The following is a 17,382-nucleotide window of genomic DNA, read 5'->3' on the forward strand; positions in this document are numbered from 1 at the left end:
AAAATCAATTAATTGGAGGGTGTAAAAATGGGAGAAAGAATCATAACGGAGGAAATCATACAATCTTTTCATCAATATTTAGTTCAGGAAGAAAAAAGTACGGCAACAATCGAGAAATATCTTCGCGATGTCCGGACCTTTTCAACGTATATCGGTTACCGGATGTCCAGTGACGAAGACATTCTGATACCTGAAGACCAATTTGACCTCTGCCACCAGGCCATGCTGGATTACGGAATGCAGCCCGCAGGCCAGGGACAAGATATTCATACAGAACACGAAGTCCCATATGGAAAGCCGGGAAGTCCACTTTACATCGAATTACATAAGTGCCTCTTTCCGCCTAAGTCCGATGCGTATGGAGATTTGAATCGCTTTTTCAAAAAAGTTCAGGATAGGGCAGTCAAGGTATCCATTGATGGAGAAGAGATAGTCACCATGGACCATACAGACCATTTATTCTATCTGATCTGCCATGCGTTTAAGCATTTCCTGCATAGTGGCTTTGGAATCCGGCAAGTCTGCGATATTGTCCTCTTTGCCAATCATTATGGAAAAGAGATTGACTGGATTCGGATCTTGCGGCAATGTCGGGAGATTCATGCGGATGTATTTACGGCAGCACTGTTCCGGATTGGGCAGAAGTATTTGACGTTTGATCCGGTATTGGCCGGTTACCCGAAGGAATGGCAGGAGATTCAGGTGGACGAGCAGCTGATGCTGGATGACCTGTTGGATGCCGGTATTTATGGAGATGGTACGATGAGTAGGAAGCATAGCAGCAACATTACCTTGAATGCGGTTTCTGCGCAAAAACAGGGAAAAAAGGCGGAGCATTCTGTTCTGAAGACGCTGTTCCCACCGGCGAAAAGTATGGAAAGACGGTACCCATACCTGAAAAAGTATCCGATGCTGTTGCCGGTTGCGTGGGTCAGCCGAATTTTAAAATATCGTAAGGAAATCAGCAAAAGCCAGAACAATGATGCGGCTCAGGCTGTGGCCATCGGGAACAGGCGTGTGGAGCTGCTGAAGCAGTATAAGATTCTTGATAAATGATAATTGCTGCAATTTTACAGAGGATTATGGATGAGTTTCGATTTACGGAGGGAGAAGCAATATGAAGTTGGAGAAAGAATTTGTTTTACGGGAAATTGCGGGTGACTATGTTATTATTCCGGTCGGGAAGACGGTGATAGAGTTTAATGGACTTATTACGGTAAATGAAGTAGGGGTATCCATTTGGAACATGCTTCAGAATGAGGTTACATTTGACCAGATCGTTCAGGGCATATTAAATGAGTATGAGGTAGAAGAAAGTGTCGCCAGAGAAGATATTCGGGAGTTTTTAGATCAATTGATTGATGGAGGAATTCTTACAGAGGATAAGGAAAATGGAGAAGAGTAGCCCATATGTAACGCTTACGGCAGAACAATTTTACATAGATAAGACGGCGATACTTGAGAGGGGAATGGAAGAATTCCCTTCTATTTATATAGAAGGAGCAGCGGCGTCGGGGAAGACAACTGCTGTCAGACTTTTGCTGAGGAAAAATCCGGATATGAAAGCGTATATTCTGGAAATGAAAGAAGAAGCAGAAGCCATCAAAAAGCTGGATGAAATAGTAAAGAGCCGGGAAGAATGGAATAGACCAGGCTGGATCATTTTTGAAGATATGCATTCGGCGCTTAGCGAGGTTACGATAAAGAAGATAGCAGACTGCATTTGGAACCTTCCGGCAGGATGGCATGCGATTCTGATCGGGCGGGATCGGCCGCATGAGGGATTTCTGGATCTTATATGGAAAAGAAAGATGCAGATCATTTCACAGGAACATCTGCATTTTACAGAAAAAGACATTCGAAAGCTGACGGATTACTTCGAGAGTGATCTTGATCCCGGGGAAATCTATGAACAGACCGGGGGATGGGCCGGATGTGTGGATATGATGCTTCGATTATCGCAAGCGGATCCACCCGCTGCCAGAAGAAATGCCCGGGAGATAAAAGCATCGTATGAGATAACGGCGTATATTAAGAAATACATTTTGGACACGCTCTCAGCAGAAGAAAATGAAATCATGCGCCGGGCTGTGATTTGCCCATGGATAAATGAAACAATGTGCAGGGAGATTTGGCAGCTTCCGTGGGCGTCAGATAGTCTGCAAGATTTATGCCGCAAAGGGCTTTTGGAATATGACAAAGAGAAAGAACGATGGAAAATAGCCCCCATGTTTCGGGATATGCATTTTCCGGAGACGAATCCGATTTTCTGGAAACATCTTGCAAACTGGTATCATCAGAACGGAAATGTAGCAGAGGCGCTTTTTTGCCTGAAAAAGTCTCATGATGAGGAAGCCTATCGCGCGTGTATGCTTCAGAATTATGCAAAAATTCCATTTCTGGAAATCCCTTATTCAGAGGTCATGGGATGGAAAGGAACCGACCCCAGACTGTGCTATCTGAGAGGCGTTTATTGTTACACAAGACAAAAACCGGACGGCATAAATCTGGAAATACAGAATCTGAACATTTCTGAGAAAGATGCACACGAGAAAAGGGAAATTTACTTAAATCTGATCTTCCTGAAACCGGATCTTGATCTGGACTTCTGGCTTGGGCTGCTGGAGCAATATAGCCGGGAGAAAGAACATTTCCATTTATATAATATCCTGGGAAATTCCCATACATATCTCTGCGGAGTGCGGGACCTGTCCAGACTTTTTGCCTGTACAAAGCGTGAAGAGAACCGGAAGGCAAAGATATGGAAGGAGCATTTGGGGAAAGAAGAGTGGAAATGTTATCAACTGGCGCGAATCGACTATTATCTTGAGACGGAACGCAAAGACACCATTCCTATGGAAGAATGGGAATTGCTTTTCGCACAGGAAGATGCAGAGAATTCCAGAAGGAGCCCGTGGCAGCAGCGCCTGGCAAAGCTGTATCTTCTATATAAATTGCAGCGTCTGGCACCGAAAGAAGACCACAAAGAACAGATTTCCAGCCTGGAAAATTCTTTGATGAAGGAAGAAAATCAGGTTTGCCTAAAAAATACAGAAGCAGTCAGCAGTTTGTTTGCTCCCGTCAGAAATGAACAGGAACGCCTTACAAGATGGCTGCTCAAGTCCGATAAAAACATGGGAATCTCTGTAAAAGAAGATAATTACGATCAGCTGTTTTGCCAGGTAAAAGGATATTTGCACTTGAACCAGTATAAACGTTCCGAAAAAATACTTCGCCATTTAATTCCGTATCTCCAGTTTTACCGGCGCAATAAATATCTGGCGGAATTACTGTTCCAACAGGCTGTTATTTTCTGGGATGAAGGCCTGCACGGTCAGGCACTTCGTAAAACGATCGAATCCTTTATGGTTTCCGGTGAAGCCCGCTATGTCGGATTTTACACGGTGTATGAAAAAAAGGGCGAAGAAGTACTGGAGGAATACATTGACTGGCTGAGCAAAAACTCCCCGGGCGGCTGGCACAGGAAGAAAAAATACAATTACGGAAATGTACTTCGCATGCCCAAAGAAGACTACATGGAAGTTGTACTCCGGTGCGCCAGACGGGAAGCGAGAATCAGTCGTTCCGCTGAAGAAGCGACAGAAGAGCATTTGACGATGATGGAAACCATTATACTCCAAGATATTAACCGCGGCCTTACCAACGCGGAGATCTGCGAAGAACTGAACCTGAAGCTCCCGACGGTAAAGAGCCATATTTATAATCTGTATAAGAAGCTGGGGGTTAACAGCAGAGTTCAGGCGATACTGAAGGGGAAAGAACAGGGGATATTGGATTAGAGGGGATTGAACCTGGTTAGCTTAAACTATAATAGGTTGGGAAAAACTATCGGAGATGTTTGGAAACATTTCCGGTAGTTTTGCATATTTAGAGGCTGTGCAAAGAGAAAACTCTGTGCTATACTAATCACACATCAAAATCTCAGACGGAGTCCGATCCGGACAAATAAAATCTATTCGTCTGAACAACCGTTATCCAAAGCGGTTCAAAATTCAAAGGCAGTTTCGCCGGATATTTCAACTTTGATGAACAAAAGAACAGAATACGGAGGTAGTAGTATGGGCCAGAGCAATGCTGCAGTGCGGCAGTGGATGGGGAATCCAAAACGATTTGCAGATTTATTTAACGCAACAGTATTTAACGGGGAGCAGGTGATCCGGGAAGGCATGTCGGCGGAGGATTGTCTGGATGGTGACTTGAGCAGTCAGATCCGGACGATTTGGGATGACAGTTATTATAGTTCCCTGACCGGAGATTATCCGGTGACTCTGCAGGTCAGCAATAGTGCCGGAGATGTGTGCCAAGTGGAAATCGAGATGACTGTTACGGAAGCAAATGACCGTGAGGAAAACGGAAAAGAGTATCCGCTTCTTTCGGATTATATTGTATACACGAAAGTAAATCAGATAATCGATCCGGAATCTTTGATTATAGGAATCGAGAAAAATGGGACAGAATATCTGTATGAAGAGGATGAAGAGTTCCTGGCCGGGACGAGGGAGGCCATTCGGATCGATTCGAAAGTGGACTATGCGAATCCCGGGGTATACACGGTAGAATACAGTTACACCGGTGAAAATGCATCGACAGCGGTTACGAAGCTATTTGTAGTTGTGGAGGAAGAGTAGAATGAGCAGAGAGGAAAGACAACGGGAAGAAATCGCGGAGGCTGTCGATACGGGAATCGACCTTTTTACTCTGGTGCAGGATCTTCTTCGTAACTGGTGGGCAATCATTCTGGGAGCGCTTGCAGGGGCGATGCTGTTTTATGTTGCGGCAAATTTAAAGTATGTTCCGGAATATACGTCGACAGCTACCTTTGTGGTCGGTTCGAAAGAAAGCAATTATTCTTACAGCAATTTAAGCGCGACTTATAATATGGCACAGGTTTTGGAGAAAACACTGAAAAGCAATGTGATGAAAAAGATCATCTGTGAAAATCTGGGGATAGAAGAGGTAGATGCGAAGATCCAGACAGACGTTATGGAAGGAACCAATCTGCTTACCTTGAGTGTGACGGCAAATAACGCAAGAGAATCCATTGATATTATCCGCACGATCATGGATCATTATACTGAAGTATCTATTTACACGGTTGGAAATGCAGTATTAAACGTTCTGGAGGAACCGAAGATGCCGTACGCGTCCGCGAACCCGCTGGATGCGCGTGCCCAGGCAAAGAAAGGGTTTCTTGCAGGTGCGGCAATCTGTACGCTGCTATTCGGGCTGTTGTCGGTGATGCACAATACGGTAAAGCAGGAAAATGAGATCGAGAAGAAACTGGATGCAAGAAGTCTTGGATCGATCAGTTTCGAATATAAATATAAGACTGTAAGAGATGTGTTAAGCCGAAAAAAAGCGGCGGCTCTGATTGATAACCCGCTTGCCGGATTTCCCTTTGTAGAAAGTTATAAAAAGGTGACTGCAAAGGTAGAATATCAAATGGCGAAAGAGGGGAGAAAAGCCCTGGTCGTGACCAGTGTGTCTGAGAATGAAGGAAAATCTACGGTGGCGGCGAATCTTGCCATCAGTCTCGCGGACCAGGGGAAGAAAGTGATCCTGATAGATGGCGATATTCGCAGACCTTCCCAGTTTCTTATTTTCAATCAGAAGGAAACAGAACAGAAAGAGCTTGGTGAGTTCTTAAAAGGTTCCAGCCATTTGTCGGATATTCTGATAACGGGAGACAGACCGCGTTTGTTTTTTCTGGGCGGAAGAAATTGCTACTCTTCTTCCACAGAACTGCTATATTCGGAGCGCTTGCCCATCCTGCTGGAAGCATGCCGCAAGAGTGCGGATTATGTGATCATTGACACTCCTCCGGCAGGACTTCTGGGAGATGCACAGGTGTGGGCGCAGTATGCGGATGCCGTGCTCATGGTGGTGAGGCAGAATTATATGCTGGCTGAAGATGTAAATGACATTTTGGATGATTTTCGTGACGGTCACGCGAAAATTCTGGGAGTTGTTCTAAACGGTGTGAAATCATTTGCCGGTGCGGCAGATAATACGATCGGGCGCTATTATGGGAAATATGGTGAGTATGGATATTACGGACACTATAATCATAGAAGGAAATAAGGTACATGGAAGAGTATAAAGAAGTATTTGAAAATGAATCAAGAAGAGAGTTGGAAAAAATTGATATTACTTCGCTTTTTGTGGATTTTTGCCAGGGGCTGCGTAAACTATGGTGGTTGATCCTTGTATTGACCGTCGTGTTTGCGATAAGAGGGTATTTTTCAACAAGTACCAGTTATGTCTCGCAATATGTGGCAGAGGCTACGGTATCGGTTACATCTTCTACAGGCAGCTCGGCAGAAGATATGGCACAGATTTTCCCATATATTCTAAGCAGTGGAGTTCTCGCGGATGTTGTGGCGGAGGATATGGGGCTTACGCAGATCCCCGGAACGGTCAGCGCGGTGGCGGATGAGGGGACGAATCTATTGACCATTTCCGTGACGTCGAGTGATCCGCAGGCGGCATATAACACCCTTCAGTCTGTCCTAAAGAACTATCCGGAGGTAGCAGAATTTGTCGTAGGAAAGACGAAACTGACCGTATTGGACGAAACGGGAATCCCGTCTGACACAAGAAGAGAAGAAGTAATCCGCGGCTCGTATAAGCGAGGGGCACTTAAGGGTGCCGGCTTCGGATTTGCGATACTGGCGTTTTATGTTCTTACAAGAAGGACTGTGAAATCAAAGAAAGAATTGAAAAATCAAATCAATCTGATGGATTGCGGAAGTATTCCGTATATTCAGGTTAAGAAGAGAAAAAAGAAGACTTTCAATAATTCTCTTTGTCTGTTAAATGAAAGAATTTCGCAGGGATATGTGGAAGCAATCCGTAAGCTTCGGATCAAGGTCATGAAAGATATGGAGGAGAATCAATTCAAATCAATCATGATTACCAGTTCCATACCGGGGGAAGGCAAAACAACACTTGCAGTCAATCTGGCAATTTCGATTGCAAATCAGGGAAAGAAAGTAGTATTGATTGATTGCGACATGAGAAATCCGTCTGTCGCCGGAGTGCTGAAAGATCAGGAAACTCATCCGGGACTGGGTGCTGTTTTGAAAAAAGAAACCGCTCTGAATGACGCATTGACCCGTGTAGAAACAGGTAAGGGAAGTCTTGAAATTCTGTACGGTGGGAATAATGATGAAAAGAACACAAAGCTGCTGGGAACAAAACGAATGGAAGCACTGATTCATACGTTGAAAAAACAGGCGGATCTTATTATACTGGATACAGCACCATCCGGTATTCTGGCCGATGCGGCGGTTCTTGCAAGGTATGTGGATGCGGCGCTCTATGTGATCCGATATGATCATACCAAGATGCAGCAGATCCGGGAAGGGATCCAGTCACTTGTAATGAGCGGTATTCACCTGATCGGTTACACCTTTAACGGGGACAACCAAAGCCGCGGTCGTGGCTACGGATATGGCTACGGCTACAAACGCTATAGTGGTTACAGTCGGTATGGCGTGAAAAAAGAATCGGACTCATACAGGCATTATGGAAATGTCCAAAAGGGTACACAGGATCAATATGGGCGAATCATTAAAGAATAGGAGGAGACAGATGAGATTTTTCAGAAGAAATAGAAAAAGAAAAATTCTTGGGTTATTGTTATTGGCAGCTATATTACTGAATGTTGGAATATATGGATCAATCGCATGGAAATATTATCAGGATGTTGTCTCGATCGTACCGGAAGATCAGGTGGACCCAACCGCAAAAAGTGTAAAAATAGCACAGGAAGATCCCAAGGATGAAGATGTTTTCAATGTACTTTTAGTTGGTACGGATTCCCGCGATCCGAATTCCGATATGGGACGTTCTGACAGTATGATGCTTGTATCGTTCAATAAGAGTAAGAATAAATCAACGGTCGTGTCTTTTCTGAGGGACTCATTAGTAGATATTGACGGATACGGGAAAAGCAGGCTGGGACACACTTATGCATATGGAGGAATCGGACTGACGATCAATACGATCAACAAGACCTATGACCTGGATATCCAGAATTATATAACCATTGATTTTGAAAATCTGGTCAGTATTATTGATGAAATCGGCGGGGTAAAAGTTTTCATTACGGAAGAAGAGGCAGAATACTACCGTCAGAACGGAATGCCGGATATACAGAGCGGCGATATGACCTTAACCGGATCACAGGCTTTGGCCCATGCACGCAATCGTACACTTGGAAGCGATTTTGAACGGACCAGACGACAGAGAAGCGTTATGTACGGAATCTACCGCCAGATTATGGCGGAGAAAGATGCTTCCGCCATCCTGCCTCTGATCAATTACTGCATGAATCATGTGAAGACAAACATGAGCGTGACGGAGATTTATGATCTGGCAAAACAAGTATTGGAGATCGACAACCTGAGGATGCAGCAGGCAAGTATGCCGACCGAAGGGGCATACCAGCCGGTTACCTATGAAGGAATGGACGTGCTGGAAATCGATATTGAAGCAAATAAAAAATATTTGAATGAATTGTTGTACTAAGTGGGAGAGCAGTCCGCAGTAAGAATTAAAAACCGCATCATTTCTGGTAAAGAATTATTGGAAATGGTGCGGTTTTTGATTTGAATCTGGCAGCAGCTTATTGACATTGCAGAAAAATTTGGTGTATCATGATTGCGCGCACAAATAAAATGTGAAAAAAAGGACGGAAATATGTAAGGAGGCAGAGTAATGGGACAGCAGTCTATGCAGAATATGGAGGATCAGTACAATCCGCTTGGCTTTGAAAAAGAGTCAAAGCTATTGGTGAATTTTGCAATTCCGTGCATTATATCCATGCTGGTCACAGCGTTATATAATATTGTGGATCAGATTTTTATTGGTCAGGGTGTAGGAATGCTTGGAAATGCGGCAACGAATATCGCCTTTCCACTATCGACGACATGCACAGCGATTTCCCTGCTGATCGGAATCGGAGGTGCAACGAATTTCTCTTTGAAACTGGGGGAAGGGGAGGAAAAGGAATCCGCCGGATATGCCGGAAATGCTATTGTTCTGATGGGTATCTTCGGAATCTGTCTGCTTGCGGTTGTCTTATTGTTTCTGACTCCGATGCTGAAGTTTTTCGGTGCGACCAGCGATGTACTGCCGTATGCGGAGGAGTACACCAGGATTGTGGCAATTGGATTTCCGTTTCTGATTGCAAATACCGGTATGAGTAAACTGATTCTGGCAGATGGCAGTCCGAATTATTCGATGATGTCCATGCTTGCCGGGGCAATTGTAAATACGATTCTGGATCCGATTTTTATTTTTGCATTCCACATGGGAATGTCAGGTGCCGCGCTCGCAACCATTATCGGACAGATCCTTTCATTTGCGATCAGCCTCCGCTATATGTTTTGTTTTAAGAATATTCGTCTGGAGAAGGGATGTTTCCGGATGAAGAAAATCCGGTGTTTGAATATTTTCAAGCTGGGAATGAGTGCATGTTTCAATCAGATTGCAATGGCAGTTGTGCAGATCGTGATGAACAATACGCTTGCATATTATGGGGCATGTTCCGTTTATGGAAGTGATATTCCGCTTGCATGTGCGGGAATCATATCGAAGGTAAATATGATCTTTATGTCGTTTATCATCGGAATCTCCCAGGGGGTACAGCCGATCATCGGTTACAATTACGGGGCGAAGAAATACAATCGTGTACGGAAGACTTATCTTCTTGCAGTGGGAACGGCAACGGTGCTTTCGGGTATTGCATTTTTCTGCTTCCAGGTGTTCCCGAGACAGATCATTTCTGTATTTGGGAAGGGAAGTGAGCTTTATTTCCAGTTTTCCGAACGGTATTTTCGTATTTTCATGTTCCTGACGCTGATCAATGGAATTCAGCCGGTTACGTCCAATTTCTTTAATTCCATCGGGAAATCAAGACTGGGTGTGTTTATGTCGCTGACAAGACAGATTCTGTTTTTGCTCCCGCTCATTATCATTTTCCCTATATTCATGGGAATCGACGGAGTCATGTATGCGGGACCGATTGCCGATGCGGCGGCTGCGATTGTGTGCGGTTTCTTTACACTGAGAGAACTGAAGGAATTGAAAATGCTGGAGCTTAAGAGGAAAGAGGAATAAGAGAGGGAGAGTTCAATATGCTTACATCATTAGCATTCATTTTTTTGGTAGGGCTTAGCCTTGCGGCAATCTGCCAGCGTATCCGGCTTCCGAGAATTATCGGAATGCTTGTTACGGGGATCCTGTTGGGACCGTATGTATTGGATCTGCTGGATGGTTCGATTCTTGGAATATCACCTGATCTGCGGAAGATGGCTCTGGTCATTATTCTCATCAAGGCCGGTCTTTCTCTGAATATCAAGGATCTGAAGAAGGTAGGACGTCCGGCTCTTATGCTTGCGTTCGTTCCGGCCAGTTTTGAGATGCTTGCGTATACGGTATTTGCACCGTTTCTTTTTGATATTACACGAATTGAGGCGGCGGTAATGGGGGCTGTGCTCAGTGCGGTCTCACCTGCTGTTGTGGTGCCGAGGATGGTCATGCTGATGGAAGAAAAATATGGAACGGATAAGAGCATTCCACAGATGATTCTTGCAGGGGCATCGCTGGATGATGTGTTCGTTATTGTGCTCTTTTCTACATTTACGGCAATGGCACAGGGTGGAAGTGCAGATGTCATGAGTTTCGTTAACATTCCGGTATCCATTCTGCTGGGTATTTTGCTGGGTGCCGTTGCGGGGATGATACTGGCATGGTTTTTCGAGACAAGTTATTCTCATGAGCATCTGGTACGAAACAGTATGAAAGTGATCATTGTGCTCGGAACCGCATTCCTTCTGCTGGCAATTGAAGAATGGGTGGAACCGGTCGTCTCTGTTTCGGGTCTTCTTGCGATTATGAGCATGGCTTGTGTTCTGGCTATGAGATGTGTTCCGGAAGTTTCCGGAAGGCTTTCGGAGAAATACGGAAAGCTCTGGATTGCGGCAGAAGTGATTCTGTTCGTGTTGGTCGGCGCTGCCGTGGATATTCGGTATACGCTTCAGGCAGGATTCGCTGCAGTCGTAATGATTGCTATTGCACTTGTGGTACGGTCCGTGGGAGTATGCATTTGTACGGCGGGTACTCGGCTAAACAGGCAGGAGAGAATATTCTGTGTGCTGGCGTATTTACCGAAGGCGACGGTGCAGGCAGCGATCGGGTCGGTGCCGCTTGCGCTTGGATTGCCTTGTGGGAACCTTGTATTGTCGGTGGCAGTACTTGCTATCCTGATCACAGCACCGCTGGGGGCACTTGGGATGGATGCAAGCTACCGGAAATTGCTTGTAAAAGCAGAAGAGGAATAAGTATACGATGGAAGATTCATATGTATTACAACTTTTAGAACCGAAGTTCAAGGAATTTCACCTTTGTTTCTGTGGTTTTGCACAGTGTGAACCCCTGCACAGTTATGGTCCTGCAAGTCGTCCGAATTATATTATTCACTATATTATGGATGGCAAAGGTATTTACCAGGTGGGAGAAAAGAAATACAAATTGTCAAAGGGACAGGGATTTCTCATCGAGCCGGAGGAACTGACCTTCTATCAGGCCGATCAGGAAGAACCCTGGAGCTATCTCTGGGTTGGAGTAGGTGGAACCGGTGCAAAAAAATTTATACAGGACATTGGACTGAACAGTCAACAGCGAATTTTCCGGTGCGCGGACGGGGAGAAGCTGAATGAAATTGTGATGGATATGATGAAGCATACCAGATCAACAGTTTCAGATCTGTATTATCTGCAGGGAAAGTTATACGAGTTGTTTTCGGTTCTGGCAGCTGATGTGGTGATAGAGGAATTAATGGAAGAGAATAAAGAGAATCGTTATATTCAAGAAGCGGTGACTTATATCCGGAATCATTACGCGGCAGGACTTACGGTAGAAGAACTGGCAGGCTATCTGGGAGTAAATCGAAGTTATCTTTATACGTTATTCAAAAATAAGCTGCAGCTGTCGCCCAAGGAGTTCCTGACAAAATTCCGGATATCCAGAGCGAGAGAACAGTTGATTCTTACGGAAGAATCGGTGGAAAATATCGCTGTTGCCTGTGGATATCACAGCACGCTGGTTTTTACAAAGAATTTTAAACAGGAGACCGGGATGACTCCGACAGAATTTCGTAAGACGAACCGGCAGGCAGCGAAAGATCGTCTGCTCATGAATCAGAAGAGCCCAGGAACCGGAAAAAACTAACATTTGATATGTTTTTGCTGACAAAAAGAACTAACGCAAGCCTTTGAGGAGCGATATACTTGTTATCAGAAATTCAAAGGAGGAACGAAGATGGCAGCAATTATTTATCATGAAAAAAGCAGAATCTTTCACTTATATAATCAGCAGATCAGTTATCTGATGTGTGTGTTGGAAAATGGCCATTTAGGACAGCTTTACTATGGGAAACGGATTCGTGACAAAGAGGATTTCTCTTATTTGATTGAAAAAGCACCCAGACCAATGGCTTCTTATATTTATGAGGGGGATCGGACCTTTTCACTGGAGCATTTGAAACAGGAGTATCCGGTGTACGGAACGACCGACTATCGCCATCCGGCGGTGGAGATTTTGCAGGAAAACGGAAGCCGTCTTTCAGATTTCCGGTATGCCGGGCATACGATCAATGGCGGAAAACCGCGCCTCGAAGGGCTTCCGGCAACGTATACGGAATCAGATGATGAGGCACAGACCCTGACGGTTATTTTGAAAGATGAATTGACCGGAGTAAAGTTAGAACTTCTTTACACGATATTCGTAAAGGACGGAGTGATCGCAAGGAGTGCACGGTTTGTAAATGAAGGAGAAGCTCCGGTTCATCTTCTCACGGCCATGAGCCTGAGTCTGGATCTGCCGGATAAGGATTATGTATGGCTGCAGCTCTCCGGAGCATGGGCGAGAGAAAGATATGTTAAGACGCGCGTGCTGGAACAGGGAATTCAGGCTGTGGACAGCAGACGTGGCAATTCATCTCATGAGCATAATCCGTTTCTTGTGCTGAAGCGCCCGCATACGACGGAGCATCAGGGGGAAGCTATCGGCTTCAGTCTGGTATACAGCGGCAATTTCCGGATGCAGGCGGAAGTGGACACGCATGATGTGACAAGAGTCACGGCGGGGATCAATCCGGCAGGGTTTGACTGGAAACTGGATATAGGGGAACATTTCCAGACACCGGAGGCAGTTATGGTTTATTCGAATGAAGGGCTGAATGGCATGAGTCAGGCATTTCACAGGCTGTACCGCTCCCGACTTGCCAGAGGATACTGGAGAGACCGGGTAAGACCGATTTTAAATAATAACTGGGAAGCGACGTATTTTGATTTTACCGAGGATAGGCTGGTGGAGATCGCTTCTAAAGCGAAAGAGTGCGGTGTGGAACTATTTGTACTCGACGACGGCTGGTTTGGAGAAAGAAGCAGTGACCGCGCAGGCCTTGGAGACTGGTACGCGAATAAGAAACGTCTTCCGAGAGGAATCAAAGGATTGGCAGAGCGGATTGAAGCGTTGGGTATGAAGTTTGGACTTTGGTTTGAACCTGAGATGGTGAACAAGGATTCCGATCTGTATCGCTTACATCCGGACTGGATTCTTCAGACGCCGGGACGCAGTGTTTCCCACGGAAGATATCAGTATGTGCTGGATTTTTCACGAAAAGAAGTAGTGGACTGCATTTACGGGATGATGGCGAAGCTGCTTGCGGAAGCGCGCATCTCTTATATCAAATGGGATATGAACCGCAGCATTACGGAGTGTTATTCGGCAGCACTTCCGGCGGACCGCCAGGGAGAAGTGTTCCATCGGTACATTCTGGGCGTGTATGACTTGTATGAGAGACTTACGAGTAACTTTCCTGAAGTTCTGTTTGAATCCTGTGCAAGCGGAGGAGGACGATTCGACCCGGGAATCCTGTATTATGCCCCGCAGGGATGGGCAAGCGATGACTCAGACGCCGTGGAACGACTGAAAATTCAGTACGGCACATCCATGTGCTACCCGATCAGCAGTATCGGCGCCCATGTTTCTGTGACTCCGAATCATCAGGTATTCCGAAATACGCCACTTCATACACGGGCAAATGTAGCATACTTTGGAACATTTGGCTACGAACTGGATCTGAACAAACTGACAGATGAAGAAATCGAGCAGGTGAAGTCGCAGATAAGTTTTATGAAGGAATACAGAGAAATCATACAGTTCGGTACCTTCTATCGCCTGAAGAGTCCGTTTGAGAACAATGAGACGATCTGGCAGGTGGTAAGCGAGGATAAGAAAACATCTCTGGTGGGATGGTATCGTGTACTTAATGGAGTCAATATGCCATATACCCGGATACAGCTCCGGGGACTGCTGGAAGATACTTTGTATGAAAATGTGGAAAACGGTACGGAGAATTATGGAGATGAGCTGATGAATCTGGGCCTTCTCACTTCCGATGTGACTGCAGGAGAAATTCTGTCCGGTGTAGAGCCATGCACAGACTTTGATTCCAGAATCTATGTGTTAAAGGCAAAGGAATAATAGAAATGAAGAAAGAAGAAGAAAAAGAAAAGGCAAAGGGCGTAACTGGAATGAGGGCTGCGTTCATGCTGCTGGGAATTCTTTTGATCGGAATATGTGTGACCTGCTATCGCCTGAGTGAATTTGGAGTAGATCCGTTTAGTGGGATGAATCTTGGGATCAGCGGTTTTATCGGATGGTCCTTTGGAAACTGGCAGCTTGTGGCGAATATATTAATTTTGGTTGTAGTATTTTTTACTGTACGCCATTTGATCGGACCGGGAACGGTTATTAATATGGTAGGCGTAGGCTATACGGCAGACTTTTTGTGCTGGGTAGTGCTGGATGTACTAAAAGTGGAAATGACACTTCCGCTTCGGATACTGGCCTTGTGTCTGGGAACGCTGTTTGCCTCACTCGGTGTGGCGCTTTATATGATCGCCGATATGGGACTCTCTCCGTATGACAGTGTGGCGCTGATTATTGAGAAGCTGACCAAAGGGAAAGTGCCTTTTCAATTTGCCAGAGTGGCTTCCGATATTACAGTCATTGTGATCGGAGTCGCATTTTGCCTGGCGGCAGGTAATAATGTGTGGCTGATCGTGGGGATTGGAACGATTGCAAATGCATTGCTGAACGGGCCGTTGATCCAGTTCTTCAGGAAGCGGATTGAGAAGGTTGTGGATTTATAGTAAATTGCTGGAAATTATAACATCATCGGTGCGGCGGGTAATTTGTCTGTGCACCGATGATGTTTTTTATTAAATAGGGCTCATTATAAGTCGAGGAGTTCTGCGATGATTTTATTGGTATCGTATTCCGGTGCATATTTTTCAGATACATCACAGATCCGTTGAATCGTTTGAATATCTTCTTCCAGCAGATCAGCAATTTCTGTAGGGGGCAGTTGCTTTTTGAGTTTTTTGCAGATTTGTGGAACAAGGATTTCCATATGACCTTCCATGCGCCCCTCTTCCTTACTGATCCGACGTGTTTCCTGAACATCATAAGCTTCAAAACTGTCAAATAACATATCAAAATCCCTCCGTGTAATCAGATCGGTAAATGCTTCTACTTCCTTGCGTGGCACATTCAGCCGATACAAGAAAACAGCGATAATTTTACCAATCAATGTTTCCAAGTGTAGAAAGTATAACATAAGGCCGCAGACCAGGCAAATTAAAAAAGTATAAAATGTAAAATACACTTGATAATACGGACACAACTGTGTATTCTTGAAAATGTAAGATATATTTTACATATAGGGTTATGCTTGAATAAAGGAGAAAAGTATGCAGTTTGAAGATGAGAAAGACTATATTATGCGGATTATCAAAGAGATGGTCGCCATTTTATCCAGTTTAGTATTAGGAAAACAGTATGTACAGGTGGAACTTGACAAGGAGAATAAATACGGAGTTACCGGAGCAAAACCGGAGAAATGGAAGCAGTTGATTGATGCCGGAAAAATCAATGAGGCGGAGAATATGCTTTTGGAAACGCTGGATTATCATGATAAGGATGAAGTGGCAGCGGCAGTATTCTTTTACGAGTATATTGCTGAAAAAGGGGATGCATTTCTGGAGAAATATAATTACTCGATGGAAGAGGCGTTGGATGGTTTGAAGCAGATTGCCCTTCACTGTGGATATAAAGATGTTGTGGAAGTATTGCTGAAGAACCAGATATAGTGTGGCAAAGAGCAGGAGGGATGGAAATGAAACTGATCTACAAAGGAAAATATAACGGAGATGTAAATACGCTTCCACATGGCGAACACAAGCCGGGCGCGGTGAAATTTAAGGAATTTGATGATGCAAAGACTTTGGGGATTGTTGCAAATGTCATAGCTCTTGTGATAACTGTGGGATTGTTTTTTTTATTTGCTGTGAGAGCAGGAGCCAGGAATTTCAGCCTGTCCGGGTGTGCAGCTTCTTTGCTGTGTCTTTTCCCTCATGAAATCCTGCATGCGATCTGCTTCAAAAAAGAAGTATATCTTTACACGAACCTGAAGCAGGGAATGTTGTTTGTGGTGGGGCCGGAAGATATGACAAAAGCCAGATTCATTTTTATGTCACTTTTGCCGAATCTGGTGTTTGGCTTTATTCCATATGTGATATTTCTGATCTTTCCGGAGCAGAGATTTCTGGGAACATTGGGGGCACTTTGTCTGGGAATGGGAGCGGGAGATTATTATAATGTTTTCAATGCGTTAACACAGATGCCGAGAGGGGCAAGAACTTATTTGTATCAGTTCAATTCTTACTGGTATATGCCGTGATCATGAAGGCAGAATGTATGGGCTGCCAGGTAGACAGCCCATGCAATTCTGAGGATTATTTCATTTGCGGCTGAGTCAGGATGGATTTAACATGTTCAACCTCTTCCTGAGTCGCTTTGGCTGCCGGAACGTAATAACTCTTCTCCCGGGCAACCTGATAAAGTTTTTCCTGAGACATTTCAGCCTGATTTCGCATCTGCTTCAGACATTGTTTCAGTTCTTTGTTTTCTGTCTGGGTAATATAATCCGCAAACATTTTCAATTCCCCGTTGACTCCTACCAGAGTATCGGTAACCATCGTCTTTTCGTCCATTTCTCTGTGCCTCCTATAAAAATTTCATCAATTCCTGCTTATTTTTCATGGCAGAATCCGCTGCATCCTGAAAAATCTTTTTTACTTCAGGATCCTGTGACTGGGATGCATAATCCGTCATTTTGCAGTGGCAGGTTTCAAAACCGCCGATCAGGTGACGCAGATTTTGTAAGTCCAGAATCGAAATATCAGACATAGTATCATCCTCCTTTTGTACATTTCGTGTTACGGA

The 17,382-nt window shown here is 44.8% G+C and carries 17 protein-coding genes; 14 read left to right on the plus strand and 3 right to left on the minus strand.

Going from position 1 to position 17,382, the window contains the following annotated elements; all coding sequences use genetic code 11:
• The first annotated feature begins 27 nt into the window (after window positions 1-27).
• The 12 genes from ACTNBR_RS06225 (at window position 28) to ACTNBR_RS06280 (ending at window position 15,248) form a co-directional block, all read left to right on the plus strand.
• Window positions 28-1,056 carry a nucleotidyltransferase domain-containing protein gene (locus ACTNBR_RS06225; protein WP_441017249.1) on the plus strand — a complete coding sequence of 343 codons (1,029 nt, stop codon included), beginning with the start codon at window positions 28-30 and terminating at the stop codon, window positions 1,054-1,056.
• 61 nt (window positions 1,057-1,117) lie between these two features.
• Window positions 1,118-1,405, plus strand: coding sequence for a PqqD family protein (locus ACTNBR_RS06230; protein WP_427805905.1), 288 nt, complete (start codon window positions 1,118-1,120; stop codon window positions 1,403-1,405).
• Window positions 1,392-3,800 (plus strand): response regulator transcription factor, encoded by a 2,409-nt coding sequence (locus tag ACTNBR_RS06235; protein ID WP_441017246.1) that lies wholly within the window; start codon window positions 1,392-1,394, stop codon window positions 3,798-3,800. The genes ACTNBR_RS06230 and ACTNBR_RS06235 overlap by 14 nt, the downstream gene beginning before the upstream one ends.
• Before the next feature lie 279 nt (window positions 3,801-4,079).
• Window positions 4,080-4,649, plus strand: a complete 570-nt coding sequence (locus ACTNBR_RS06240) for a hypothetical protein (RefSeq protein ID WP_441017243.1) — start codon at window positions 4,080-4,082, stop codon at window positions 4,647-4,649.
• Between the two features lies 1 nt (window position 4,650).
• Window positions 4,651-6,102: a polysaccharide biosynthesis tyrosine autokinase gene (locus tag ACTNBR_RS06245; RefSeq protein ID WP_441017240.1), complete on the plus strand. Its 1,452-nt coding sequence runs from the start codon at window positions 4,651-4,653 to the stop codon at window positions 6,100-6,102.
• 5 nt (window positions 6,103-6,107) lie between these two features.
• The gene (locus ACTNBR_RS06250) at window positions 6,108-7,604 is read left to right on the plus strand and encodes a polysaccharide biosynthesis tyrosine autokinase (protein ID WP_441017237.1); all 1,497 of its coding nucleotides are present in this window, start codon (window positions 6,108-6,110) and stop codon (window positions 7,602-7,604) included.
• A gap of 10 nt (window positions 7,605-7,614) precedes the next feature.
• Entirely contained in the window at window positions 7,615-8,553 is a 939-nt protein-coding gene (locus tag ACTNBR_RS06255; protein ID WP_441017234.1) for an LCP family protein, read from the plus strand.
• A 204-nt stretch (window positions 8,554-8,757) separates the two neighbouring features.
• On the plus strand, window positions 8,758-10,146 hold the full coding sequence (locus ACTNBR_RS06260) for an MATE family efflux transporter (protein WP_441017290.1): 1,389 nt from the start codon (window positions 8,758-8,760) through the stop codon (window positions 10,144-10,146).
• Window positions 10,147-10,163: 17 nt separating this feature from the next.
• Window positions 10,164-11,369 carry a cation:proton antiporter gene (locus ACTNBR_RS06265; RefSeq protein ID WP_441017232.1) on the plus strand — a complete coding sequence of 402 codons (1,206 nt, stop codon included), beginning with the start codon at window positions 10,164-10,166 and terminating at the stop codon, window positions 11,367-11,369.
• A 7-nt stretch (window positions 11,370-11,376) separates the two neighbouring features.
• Window positions 11,377-12,258, plus strand: a complete 882-nt coding sequence (locus ACTNBR_RS06270) for an AraC family transcriptional regulator (protein WP_441017229.1) — start codon at window positions 11,377-11,379, stop codon at window positions 12,256-12,258.
• A gap of 90 nt (window positions 12,259-12,348) precedes the next feature.
• Window positions 12,349-14,577, plus strand: a complete 2,229-nt coding sequence (locus ACTNBR_RS06275) for an alpha-galactosidase (RefSeq protein ID WP_441017226.1) — start codon at window positions 12,349-12,351, stop codon at window positions 14,575-14,577.
• A 5-nt stretch (window positions 14,578-14,582) separates the two neighbouring features.
• Window positions 14,583-15,248, plus strand: coding sequence for a YczE/YyaS/YitT family protein (locus tag ACTNBR_RS06280; protein ID WP_441017223.1), 666 nt, complete (start codon window positions 14,583-14,585; stop codon window positions 15,246-15,248).
• 83 nt (window positions 15,249-15,331) lie between these two features.
• Here ACTNBR_RS06280 and ACTNBR_RS06285 read toward each other — a convergent pair whose 3' ends face one another.
• A complete protein-coding gene (locus tag ACTNBR_RS06285; RefSeq protein ID WP_441042684.1) occupies window positions 15,332-15,688 on the minus strand; it encodes a hypothetical protein in 357 nt (118 codons plus the stop codon).
• Window positions 15,689-15,848: 160 nt separating this feature from the next.
• Here ACTNBR_RS06285 and ACTNBR_RS06290 point away from each other — a divergent pair, with 160 nt between their 5' ends.
• Window positions 15,849-16,247 (plus strand): DUF6483 family protein, encoded by a 399-nt coding sequence (locus ACTNBR_RS06290; RefSeq protein ID WP_441017217.1) that lies wholly within the window; start codon window positions 15,849-15,851, stop codon window positions 16,245-16,247.
• 26 nt (window positions 16,248-16,273) lie between these two features.
• Window positions 16,274-16,837 carry a DUF3267 domain-containing protein gene (locus ACTNBR_RS06295; RefSeq protein WP_441017214.1) on the plus strand — a complete coding sequence of 188 codons (564 nt, stop codon included), beginning with the start codon at window positions 16,274-16,276 and terminating at the stop codon, window positions 16,835-16,837.
• Window positions 16,838-16,892: 55 nt separating this feature from the next.
• On the opposite strand, the gene ACTNBR_RS06300 is transcribed toward ACTNBR_RS06295, so the two are convergent.
• Together ACTNBR_RS06300 and ACTNBR_RS06305 are read right to left on the minus strand one after the other, a co-directional pair.
• The gene (locus tag ACTNBR_RS06300; RefSeq protein ID WP_441017211.1) at window positions 16,893-17,150 is read right to left on the minus strand and encodes a spore coat protein; all 258 of its coding nucleotides are present in this window, start codon (window positions 17,148-17,150) and stop codon (window positions 16,893-16,895) included.
• 13 nt (window positions 17,151-17,163) lie between these two features.
• The gene (locus ACTNBR_RS06305) at window positions 17,164-17,346 is read right to left on the minus strand and encodes a hypothetical protein (protein WP_291817183.1); all 183 of its coding nucleotides are present in this window, start codon (window positions 17,344-17,346) and stop codon (window positions 17,164-17,166) included.
• Window positions 17,347-17,382 lie beyond the last annotated feature (36 nt).

Source organism: Bariatricus sp. HCP28S3_F11 (assembly GCF_052065395.1).
Classification (GTDB): Bacteria; Bacillota; Clostridia; order Lachnospirales; family Lachnospiraceae; genus Allocoprococcus.

Excerpts from the sequence above, each read along its gene's own strand:
- ACTNBR_RS06260 (WP_441017290.1), top strand. The coding sequence starts at position 8,758 with ATGCAGAATATGGAGGATCAGTACAATCCGCTTGGCTTTGAAAAAGAG.
- ACTNBR_RS06250 (WP_441017237.1), top strand. The coding sequence starts at position 6,108 with ATGGAAGAGTATAAAGAAGTATTTGAAAATGAATCAAGAAGAGAGTTG.
- ACTNBR_RS06305 (WP_291817183.1), bottom strand. The coding sequence starts at position 17,346 with ATGTCTGATATTTCGATTCTGGACTTACAAAATCTGCGTCACCTGATC.
- ACTNBR_RS06265 (WP_441017232.1), top strand. The coding sequence starts at position 10,164 with ATGCTTACATCATTAGCATTCATTTTTTTGGTAGGGCTTAGCCTTGCG.
- ACTNBR_RS06295 (WP_441017214.1), top strand. The coding sequence starts at position 16,274 with ATGAAACTGATCTACAAAGGAAAATATAACGGAGATGTAAATACGCTT.
- ACTNBR_RS06255 (WP_441017234.1), top strand. The coding sequence starts at position 7,615 with ATGAGATTTTTCAGAAGAAATAGAAAAAGAAAAATTCTTGGGTTATTG.
- ACTNBR_RS06270 (WP_441017229.1), top strand. The coding sequence starts at position 11,377 with ATGGAAGATTCATATGTATTACAACTTTTAGAACCGAAGTTCAAGGAA.
- ACTNBR_RS06235 (WP_441017246.1), top strand. The coding sequence starts at position 1,392 with ATGGAGAAGAGTAGCCCATATGTAACGCTTACGGCAGAACAATTTTAC.
- ACTNBR_RS06245 (WP_441017240.1), top strand. The coding sequence starts at position 4,651 with ATGAGCAGAGAGGAAAGACAACGGGAAGAAATCGCGGAGGCTGTCGAT.
- ACTNBR_RS06240 (WP_441017243.1), top strand. The coding sequence starts at position 4,080 with ATGGGCCAGAGCAATGCTGCAGTGCGGCAGTGGATGGGGAATCCAAAA.
- ACTNBR_RS06230 (WP_427805905.1), top strand. The coding sequence starts at position 1,118 with ATGAAGTTGGAGAAAGAATTTGTTTTACGGGAAATTGCGGGTGACTAT.
- ACTNBR_RS06300 (WP_441017211.1), bottom strand. The coding sequence starts at position 17,150 with ATGGACGAAAAGACGATGGTTACCGATACTCTGGTAGGAGTCAACGGG.
- ACTNBR_RS06275 (WP_441017226.1), top strand. The coding sequence starts at position 12,349 with ATGGCAGCAATTATTTATCATGAAAAAAGCAGAATCTTTCACTTATAT.
- ACTNBR_RS06280 (WP_441017223.1), top strand. The coding sequence starts at position 14,583 with ATGAAGAAAGAAGAAGAAAAAGAAAAGGCAAAGGGCGTAACTGGAATG.
- ACTNBR_RS06290 (WP_441017217.1), top strand. The coding sequence starts at position 15,849 with ATGCAGTTTGAAGATGAGAAAGACTATATTATGCGGATTATCAAAGAG.
- ACTNBR_RS06225 (WP_441017249.1), top strand. The coding sequence starts at position 28 with ATGGGAGAAAGAATCATAACGGAGGAAATCATACAATCTTTTCATCAA.